The organism is Amphritea sp. (assembly GCF_048266285.1).
Lineage (GTDB): Bacteria > Pseudomonadota > Gammaproteobacteria > Pseudomonadales > Balneatricaceae > Amphritea.
In genome coordinates this window covers 156834-164073 of the sequence record NZ_JBLWZV010000005.1, presented here as the reverse complement: position 1 = coordinate 164073, position 7240 = coordinate 156834, and the positions used below count along the sequence as shown (strand labels likewise).

Here is a 7240-nt window from a genome sequence, read left to right as displayed (position 1 = left end):
ACATGACGTTATTTAAACGAAAACATTGAGGAAGTGAGATGTCTGGCGATACGGTAGAAAATAAGAAGACCAGCGGACCGACAATTCGTTGGGACGACAGTAAGATGCGTAGTACTTACGCCAATGTATGTAATGTTTCCAGCACCCGCGAGGAAGTGACACTGTTATTTGGTACTAATCAAGCATGGCGAGCGGGTCAGAAAGAAGTCGGTATCGAATTAACGGATAGGATGATCGTTAGTCCTTTTGCGGCGAAGCGTTTATCGCTGTTGTTGAATGGTGTCGTGGAAGAGTATGAAAAGCGTTTTGGCAAGCTTGATGATGTCGGCGTAAACAAAAATTAATGAGTCGCGAGTGAGTGAGTTTATAAACGCTTCGGTATGTTTTGGCATGCCGGGGCATTTTTATATTTAGAAAAATAAAAAAAGAATTTATTTATGGGTGAGATAACAGCTTCGTTGCCGGACTCTATTCAGCAACTGAATGGGTTGCTAGATACCCAGCATGATAATTGGCATTTTACCTGGCTTGAGTGGTTGAGCAGCCAACTACCCCAGATTCGGGTCGCATTAATTGTCGCCGATGAAGCACAAAACGGACAGTTCCATTCGCTAGCCGTCTGGCCAGAGGTGGGCACCCAGGATAAATTATTGCTTGATGCTGCTGATGAGACACTGAAGAAAAAACAGCCGCTAATCATGCCCTTAGATGATGGTAAACATCATATTGGTAGTTACCCCGTGTTTGTTGATGGCCGGTTACGAGCCGTCGTCACGGTACTACTGAGTGCCGCAGATGAAGATGAATTACACAAAGCATTAGCCGTTATCGAATATTGCGCTGGCTGGCTTGAATTACGGTTATCCCGTCACTTGTTAAATGTGGTTGCGCGGGATAATCAGCGGCAACATATCGTCATCGACAGTATTGCTCATGTGCTGGGTGAACGCGATTTTGACCATGCCGCGCTGCGCTTTGTTAATTTGATGGGGCAGTCGTTAGATGCTGAGCGGGTGGTGCTCGGGTTTGTTAAAAATGCTGAGTTAGAAGTCCATTCTGAGTCAAATAGTAGTGGCCATAGCAAGAAACATGAGCTGGTTAAGTTAACCACTCAGGCTATGCAAGAAGCCGTCGATCAACAAGAATCGATCTTATGGCCGGCCTTGGATGAGCATAATCGTGTCACGCACGCACATAGTATTTTAGCCGGTGAGAAAGGGCAGCGCGCCCTGATGACGATTCCCTTAGTCGATAAAGAAGTCTGTTATGGTGCTGTTCTTTTTGATCGTCCGTTAGATCGGCCGTTTAGCCAAGAAGAGCAACTCACTGCTGAGGCACTGACGAACTTTGTCGGCGTGGTGCTCGAAGAAAAGCGTCAGTCTTGTTTGCCCTTGTATGCCTATGTTTATCGTAGTTTTAAAAATCAATTGAGTTTGTTGCTTGGCCCGGGTCATCTTGGCCGCAAAATCACCCTGTTTTGTTTGCTCTTCTTATCCCTCTTTTTTAGCTTGATGCCCGGCCGCTACAATATCAGTGCTGATGCTGTTATTGAGGGCGCGGAGATCCGTTCGATCGTTGTACCCTATGATGGCTACTTACAGAACGCGACGTTTAGGGCGGGCGATACGCTGACAAAAGGGGCGTTGTTAGCCGAGCTGGATACCCGTGAATTACGTTTGCAGTTGATGAGTTGGGTAAACCAGGAGGCTACATCGCGGCGTAAGTATGAAGAAGCTTTAGCGAGGAATGAACGCACCCAGGTGCAGATCAATAATGCTCAGGGTCAGCGGGCACAGGCTGAAATTGAGCTGCTTGAGTATCGGATATCGCAGGCGGTCATGAAAGCACCGTTTGATGCATTAATTGTGTCGGGTGATTTGAGTCAGCGAATTGGCACGCTGGTTAGGCAAGGCGATGTGTTATTTGAACTATCCCCTCGGCGTAACTTCAGGTTAGCAATGTATGTGGATGAGTTTAGGATTAATGATATCCGCCAAGGGCAAACCGGTCAGTTGGTGCTGGCGGCGCTACCCGACCAGAAGTTTTCTTTTACCGTAACACGTATCAACCCTATGGCCGAAGTGCTTGAAGGTTCCACTGTGTATCGTGTTGAAGCGGATTTTGAAAACAAAGATGAGATGTTACGTGTTGGCCTTGAAGGGGTGGCGCAGATATATGTCGATGAACGTCTGTTGATCAGTATCTGGACGCGCAGCATGATTGATTGGATGAAACTTCAATGGTGGCGTTTCTGGGGATAGTACCGTGCTGTTACGGTCAGATAGGGAAGTAGCATGAGTGCTAATTTGTTTTCCAGCGATTGGTATCAAATTGCCGAATTGAAACCCCGGCTACGACATCATGTGACGGTGAATGCTCACCGTTATAGAGGACGGCGTTGGTATGTTCTTGAAGATCATGTCACGGGACAGGTAAGACGTCTTTCTCCCCAGTCTTATCTCATCGTCGGTCTAATGAACGGTGAGCGTACTATCGACCGGTTATGGGAACTATCATCCCAGCGTCTTGGTGAGGAGATGCCGACGCATGAAGAGATGCTGCAATTACTGGCAAGCCTGTATCAAGCCAATCTTATTGGCATGGACACGAGTGGCGATATCGGTGAATTATTTGAGCGCGGTAAAGAAGCAGAAAGAACCCGCTGGATGTCCAAACTGAAGTCACCGCTGTCAATTAAAATCCCATTAGTGGATCCTGAACGCTTCTTAGTTGCCACCCAACAATATATAAGACCTCTCTTCTCCATGACGGCACTATGTGTCTGGTGTCTGATGATTGTCGGTATGCTGTTCATGGTCGGCCAGCATTGGGAGGAGTTAACCGCGAACGTTACTGACAGAGTGTTAGCCGCGGATAACCTAGTGCTTTTATGGTTTATCTACCCCGTGATAAAACTCATCCATGAGCTGGGACACGGCTATTGTGTCAAACGAGGGGGCGGTGAAGTCCACGAACTAGGCGTGATGCTATTGGTGCTGCTACCCATGCCTTATGTGGATGCCTCGTCAACCAATGCCTTTGCGGACAAGAAACAACGCATTCTAGTGGGGTCTGCCGGTATTATCGTCGAGCTGTTTATTGCTGCGGTGGCGATGTTTATCTGGGTGAATGCTGAGCCCGGCATGGTTAAATCTATCGCGTACAATATTATCTTTATCGCTGGATTATCCACCGTGATGGTGAACGGCAACCCTCTGCTTAGGTTCGATGGTTATTACATACTGGCTGATTTGATTGAGATACCTAATCTTGGTCAACGCTCGAATCAATATTGGGGATGGCTAACCAAGCGCTTTATGTTTGGTGTTGGCGGCTTGGCCTCACCTGCCTACGACCGGCGCGAAGCACTGTGGTTGTTCTTTTACGGTTTTGCCTCCTACATCTATCGTATGTTTTTGATGGTCACCATTGTGCTATTTGTGGCGCAGCAATATTTCTTTGTTGGTATTGTGCTCGCGATTTGGGCGTTGATTGGCACTTTAATTCTGCCAAATTTCAAACTGCTTAAAAAAGCCTGGCAAGACTCCGATATTCGTACGGGACGGCGCAGCCCTACGGTGATGATTCCCGTGACGGCGGGCATTGTTGCGCTGCTTTTATGTGTCATGCCGCTACCCTTGACGACCAGTATTGAGGGTGTGGTGCAGATGGATGAGCAACGTCGAGTGTTGGCGAAAGAGAACTGTTTTGTTGAGCAATTGCATCAACCGTCCGGTGCAATCGTTCACCAGGGTGATTTACTGGTTAGCTGTATCAATCCTCAATTGCATACTGAACAGCTCGTGCTGCAGCAGCAGTTCCTAGAGGCAAGCGCCGAACGTCAGGGGGTTTGGAACAACCCTGTACAGTTAAAAATATATGATGACCAATTAGCGCGCTTAAGCCTCGAGCAGAAAGAAAGCGAAGCGCGGTTAGCGTCGTTAAACCTCTATGCTCAGGCCGACGGTATTTGGTCGCTGAGAAACCCTGCCGATCTACCGGGGATGTTTTTAAAACGAGGAGACCTGATCGGCCATGTTATCAGCAATAACAATGTGTCTATTCTTGGGATGGTGCCGGAAGCGGATATTGAATTAGTGCGTGATAAATCGATGGCAATTTCAGCCCTGCAAACATCCGATCTTGATAGCCAATTAACGCCGAAAAGCTGGTCTGTTTTCCCGGCGGTGACCAAAGAGCCTGTTAGCGGAATACTGACTGAAACAGCGGGTGGTAGCATCATTATGGACCCTTCCTCTTCTACCACGGGGACTCCTCAGTCATTGAGACGATACTTTATCGTTGCACTAGAATTTGAACGTTTTCCCAATGTGTTTGTTGAAGAGCGCATTCATCTGAAGTTTGAGCATCCCTCCGAAGCTGTCATTTATCGGCTCTATCGGTTGGTCCGTCGTACTTTCTTGGAGTACTTCGATGTCTGAATATGCGAGTAAACAGCCGGTTATCGCGGGCTTGCGCAATGAATATCAATGGCAAGATAGTAATCGCCTCGATACTTTTCTGAAGAAATCGAAAGAGCAGGCAAAAAAAATAAGTGGCAAGCTTTTGCGCCGTAATGAACGGATTGTGACAGCCATTTTTAAGCGTTCGGCGGTACTCGAACATTACGAAGCACAAGAGCTTGAATTGGCGTTGGTTAGTATTCGCCAGACATTGCGTTTGGAAGGCATCAGTACCGCAACGATTATCGAAGCGTTTTCCGTTATAAGAGAGATCAGTGGTCGAGTGCTCGGTATGCGTCATCATCATACGCAGATTAGAACCTCATTGGCGATGTTGCGCGGTGGGATCGCTGAAATGTCGACCGGTGAGGGGAAAACTTTAGCAGCCACTTTAGCTGCGGCAACGGCGGCTCTGGCGGGCATTCCGGTGCATGTGGTGACGATTAATGACTATCTAGCGGAACGAGACGGTGAAGAGATGCAGCCGTTATATGAGGCATTGGGGTTAACCGTTGGCATTATTATCCATGAACGCGAGTTACATGAGCGGCGAGAGATTTATGCCTGCGATATCTGTTATTGCAGTAATAAAGAGCTCACCTTTGATTTTTTAAAGGACAGCTTGGTATTAGCCCACAGAAAAACCACGCGGATTCAGCAAGCATCGTTACTGACCGGGGATTCGTCCTGGGCGGATAACTTATTGCTACGAGGGTTACATTTTGCCATTGTCGATGAAGCCGATAGTGTTTTTATTGATGAAGCGAGAACTCCATTAATTATCTCAGGACAAGAAAAATTTGGTCAACGGGAAGAGCGCCTGCTGAAGACCGCGATGGATATCGCAGGTAAGTATAAAAAAGAGGTCGATTTTAAGCAGGACGAGAACGCCCAGATCCATCTGACTTCCGCAGGACAAGCACTATTAGTGACCTGTTGCGAGCCGCTGGATGGCTTGTGGAATAGTAGTTTTTATCGTGAACCCTTGGTGAAGCAAGCTTTAGCCGCGTTGTATGTTTATCACCTCGATAGGGATTATATTATTGATGATGAGGGTGCCATCCAAATTGTTGATCTGTATACCGGCCGTGTGATGCCCGGACGAAGTTGGGGGCAGGGCCTGCAGCAAATGATAGAAATGAAAGAGGGTTGTGAGCTGACGAAACCGCGAGAAACAAACGCGGAAATAAGTTATCAGAATTTTTTTAGAAAATACCATCATTTATGTGGCATGACCGGTACTGTTCGTGAGGTTGCGGGTGAGTTATTAGATGTCTATCGGTTGCGCAGTGAGACAATCCCCTTGCTGAAAAAAAGTCAGAGAAAAAAAGGCTATTGTGAGGTGTATATCACTGAGCAGGCGAAGTGGCAGCGGGTTGCTGAGGTAACCCGTGAACTTGTGGCTCAGGGGCAAGCGGTCTTAATTGGTACCAACTCGGTGGCTTCGTCGGAAGCCATCAGCGATGTGCTGACGGCTGCGTCGATTGAGCATAAGATATTGAACGCACGACAGGATCAAGAGGAAGCCGATATTGTCTCTGTCGCCGGTCACCCCGGTGCGGTCATGGTTGCTACCAGTATGGCCGGACGCGGAACAGATATTAAGCTAACGGATGAAACCCGTGCCGCCGGTGGTTTACATGTAGTCATTACCGAGCTGCAGGATGCTGCTAGGATAGATAGACAGCTAGCCGGTCGAAGTGCACGTCAGGGCGACCCCGGGGTGGTTAGTGAAATCTTATCGTTTGAAGACCAGCTGGTTAAAAGGATGGCGGGACCGTTAATGAAAAAGCTTATAACACTGATCAGCACGACCGGTGTTATGCTGCCTCACCGGTTGGGTTATCGCATCCAGTTAAGTTGCCAGAACAAACTCTCACGAAGCCATTACAAGCAGCGTATACAACTCATCAAAGTGGATACTCAACGTCAGCGAACGTTGGCGTTTACGGGAGACAAAAAATGAAAAAACAACATCTGATGTTTATGGCTGCCTTAGGTTTTATCTTTACTCAAAGCCAAAGTCTCCAGGCTGAAGAATTAACGCTATCAACCTTGGGCTGCATGTTAGAGCCAAGTGAAAAGGTGGATATAAGCTCACCGGTGATGGGGGTGCTGGATAAGGTGATGGTGAAGCGTGGTGATAGCGTTAAAAAGGGACAGTCGCTATTTCAGCTTAAAGCCGGTGTTGAACAGGTAGGGGTCCAGTTGGCTAAAGTTAGGGCTGAGTTTGCCAAAAGAAAAGAGCGACGTAACCAAGACCTCTATGATGACGATATTTTAACGGCCAGTGAACGGGATGAAATTGAGACCGAATTGTTGATCGCCCAGTCTGAGCTTCGTTTAAAACAACAGGAGCTTGCATTGCGTAGGGTTTCAAGCCCAATTAAAGGGGTGGTTGTTAACCGCTTCAACAATGCCGGTGAGTTTGTTAACACCGATCCTATTTTGTCTCTCGCAACCTTAGATCCACTGCATGTCGACCTACTATTGCCTGCTAATTACTTTGGCCATGTTTCGCTTAAGCAAGAGTTGCTGATTAAACCTGACTCAGCGATGATCGATGCAAGCCCTGCTACCGTGATTATTGTGGATCCTTTAATTGATTCCGCTAGTGGTACTTTTCGGGTGCAGTTAGTGATGCGTAATCCTGAGGGTAAAATTCCGGCGGGTCTTCGCTGTACCGCTCAGTTGGTGAGCAAACCCTAGTGAAACCTGAGGCGTGTTCGCTTCAGTCGAGAGAAGTGCACTTTGAGTGCCTGAGAACATGCTTAAAA

Annotated in this window: 5 protein-coding genes; all 5 read left to right on the top strand. The window is 47.6% G+C overall.

Annotated features, from left to right (window positions below; translation table 11 throughout):
* Positions 1 to 38: 38 nt before the first annotated feature.
* The 5 genes from ACN0T0_RS09085 to ACN0T0_RS09065 all read left to right on the top strand — a co-directional run bounded on the left by ACN0T0_RS09085 (position 39) and on the right by ACN0T0_RS09065 (position 7172).
* The gene (locus ACN0T0_RS09085; RefSeq protein WP_417225275.1) at positions 39 to 344 is read left to right on the top strand and encodes a DUF3467 domain-containing protein; all 306 of its coding nucleotides are present in this window, start codon (positions 39 to 41) and stop codon (positions 342 to 344) included.
* A 93-nt stretch (positions 345 to 437) separates the two neighbouring features.
* Entirely contained in the window at positions 438 to 2261 is a 1824-nt protein-coding gene (locus tag ACN0T0_RS09080; RefSeq protein WP_417225274.1) for an HlyD family efflux transporter periplasmic adaptor subunit, read from the top strand.
* 33 nt (positions 2262 to 2294) lie between these two features.
* On the top strand, positions 2295 to 4442 hold the full coding sequence (locus ACN0T0_RS09075; RefSeq protein ID WP_417225272.1) for a peptidase M50: 2148 nt from the start codon (positions 2295 to 2297) through the stop codon (positions 4440 to 4442).
* Entirely contained in the window at positions 4435 to 6429 is a 1995-nt protein-coding gene (locus ACN0T0_RS09070; RefSeq protein ID WP_417225270.1) for a prepilin peptidase, read from the top strand. The genes ACN0T0_RS09075 and ACN0T0_RS09070 overlap by 8 nt, the downstream gene beginning before the upstream one ends.
* Complete coding sequence (locus ACN0T0_RS09065) at positions 6426 to 7172, top strand: efflux RND transporter periplasmic adaptor subunit (RefSeq protein ID WP_417225268.1); 747 nt, start codon at positions 6426 to 6428, stop codon at positions 7170 to 7172. Before ACN0T0_RS09070 ends, ACN0T0_RS09065 begins: the two co-directional genes overlap by 4 nt.
* Positions 7173 to 7240 lie beyond the last annotated feature (68 nt).